Source organism: Rhizobium sp. P1_E1 (genome assembly GCF_056406015.1).
Genome location: NZ_JBFUAY010000405.1, coordinates 1 through 2,374 on the forward strand (window position 1 = coordinate 1; position 2,374 = coordinate 2,374).

Annotated in this window: 3 protein-coding genes; 1 reads left to right on the top strand and 2 read right to left on the bottom strand. The window is 59.3% G+C overall.

The window, feature by feature from the left end; all coding sequences use genetic code 11:
• Positions 1-170: 170 nt before the first annotated feature.
• Together AC1D1Z_RS36350 and AC1D1Z_RS36355 are read right to left on the bottom strand one after the other, a co-directional pair.
• Complete coding sequence (locus tag AC1D1Z_RS36350) at positions 171-605, bottom strand: DUF1810 domain-containing protein (protein ID WP_018246546.1); 435 nt, start codon at positions 603-605, stop codon at positions 171-173.
• A gap of 173 nt (positions 606-778) precedes the next feature.
• Positions 779-1,057, bottom strand: coding sequence for a hypothetical protein (locus AC1D1Z_RS36355; protein WP_047617906.1), 279 nt, complete (start codon positions 1,055-1,057; stop codon positions 779-781).
• 275 nt (positions 1,058-1,332) lie between these two features.
• Here AC1D1Z_RS36355 and AC1D1Z_RS36360 point away from each other — a divergent pair.
• The coding region (locus AC1D1Z_RS36360) for an amidase (RefSeq protein WP_477853656.1) at positions 1,333-2,374 on the top strand (1,042 nt) is incomplete at its 3' end.

The following is a 2,374-nucleotide window of genomic DNA, read 5'->3' on the forward strand; positions in this document are numbered from 1 at the left end:
CTCAAGCGCCTATATGACAAACGCGCCGAGCTCGAAGCCAAGCTGGAGCTTCATGATGCGCGCTATTGCTTCGGCGAGGAAGAGGTCGATGATGGGACCGACATCGATCTACGTCAGCGGTTGAGCGAGATCTCCGAGGAGATTGCTACGCTGGAGAGCAGGCCGGGCCGTTAATCCGCGCCAAGGATCTCTATCGTCCGCTCGTCGAATTTTCCCTGATAGAAATGCTCGATCGCCCGGTGGAAGGGCGAACCATGGTCGCTGATCGCGGCAAACAAGGTCATCGACGAGCGTAGCTTGAGGTCGTCGGGTGAGCCCAGAATTTCATGCGCCGAGCGGCCGCCGACGGACAGAATCGCCTCGACACAGCGCAGCAGCCGGCTTGAGAGAATGGGATCGGCGAGATAGGCGCCGGCTTCCTCGGCCGAGCGGATCGCATATTTTTCGGCCATCGCCGACGTGCCGAGGCCGGCGATTTGCGGGAAGATGAACCACATCCAATGGGAGGTCTTGCGCCCGGCCTTCAGCTCTGAGAGCGCCTGTTCATAGACGCCATTCTGAGCATCAATGAAGCGATCGAGATTATAATCGACATCACCGGCCATGGTTCTTTTCCCTTCCCGCTGTCAATGCAGCCTGCTCAAGGTCTCCATGCCCGGCGATCTACAGCGCCGTGCGTCTTTTGAGACGCACAAAGGACGCTGTAGCACTTAAAATTACCGCATAATTTTATCCTTAAATCGATTCCGATTTAAGGAATTATGCGGTGGCTTTCCTGTTAGCAGACCCTCTCAGCGTAGGGGCTGCTGTCGCGGCAATGGCCGTAGGCCGGATGCTGCGGCATGTTATCGCCGGCCGGGGCGGCAATGGCCGATGTCGTCATCGGGTCCGTATTGCCGGAAGAATATGCGGCAAAACCCGCAAAGCTCAAGAGAACCAGCGCTCCGACCACGACTATGCGTTCGAAGGCCGAAAGTTTCTGGGCGCGGACATGTTCCACATAATCGCGTTCGCCCAAACCGGCGGTTTCGTCCTCTTTTGCATGAAGGGTCACCATATCCTGGCGACGGCTTAAAGTTTCACAATCTGTCATTTTAATTACTCCTGCAACACATGCGGCGCCGGTCTCTCTAGAGCAAACTCTCACCCTCGTGCCGAACCGCTTCCGCATGCGTGCAGCATGTGTGTCTTCGATCGTGGCAATTGAAGGGGCGATATTCAAACGCAGTGTTCAAAAAATCGTACCAATAAACGCAAAATATCGTGAAGCTCTGGTTCACCGGAATGATCCGGGGTAGTCCAGAGAGGAACATCTTTCTTCTGGATAGTCCCATGAGCAAATCCTTCGGCGCCATGTCGGTCGCGCAACTTTCGGTCCTCATTCAAGGTGGCGCGGCCGATCCGGTCGAGGTGGCCGAGGCGGTTTTCGATTCCATCGCGAACCATGCCGACAAGGCGGTTTTCACCACTCTGCTCGAAAGCCGGGGGATGGAGGAGGCGCGCGCTTCTTCGCGACGTCTGCGGGAAGGGCGCTCGCTTGGATTGCTGGACGGCATTCCGATCGCCTGGAAAGATCTTTTCGACATCGAAGGCTTGCCGACGACGGCGGGTTCCGTCGTTCTGGCAAAGGACATGCCGGCCAAGCGCGATGCGGCTGTTGTCGCTTTGCTCAAGCAGGCGGGCATGGTCGCCGTCGGGCGCACCAATATGAGCGAATTCGCCTTTTCCGGCCTCGGCATCAATCCGCATTACGGCACGCCGGTAAATCCGCGCGGCACCGATCTCCCACGGATTCCCGGCGGCTCGTCCTCGGGTGCCGGCGTCGTCGTCGCGGCCGGGTTGGTTCCGGTCGCCATGGGCACCGATACCGGCGGCTCGGTGCGTATTCCCGCCGCCTTCAACGGCATYGTCGGCTATAAGGCGACACGCGGCCGCCACGCGATGGCAGGCGTCTATCCGCTGGCAAAGAGCCTGGATTCGTTGGGGCCGCTCTGCCGCAGCGTCAGGGACGCGGTCTGGATCGATGCGGCGATGCGCGGATTGACGGCGCCCGCGGTCATTGAACGCCCGTTGCAAGGGCTGGAACTCATCGTGCCCGAAAACGTCGTCTTCGACGGCGCCGAACCCGGCGTCGTCGCCGCGTTCGAGGCCGCTTTGGAACGTCTTCAAAAGGCCGGCGCCCATGTTGCCCGCACCGTCATTCCCGCCTTTGACGAGATATTCGATCTGATGACGAGATATGGTCCGCTGGTCACGGCGGAGGCTTTCGCACTTCACCGCGAACGTTTGGCCGGACCGGACGCTGACAAGATGGATCATCGTGTCGTCATGCGTACCCGTCTCGGAAGCAAGACGACGCTGCCCGATTACCTGG

What these genes read in the sequence shown, in the direction of transcription:
- AC1D1Z_RS36350 (WP_018246546.1), bottom strand. Translation starts at nt 605, where the DNA reads ATGGCCGGTGATGTCGATTATAATCTCGATCGCTTCATTGATGCTCAG.
- AC1D1Z_RS36355 (WP_047617906.1), bottom strand. Translation starts at nt 1,057, where the DNA reads ATGGTGACCCTTCATGCAAAAGAGGACGAAACCGCCGGTTTGGGCGAA.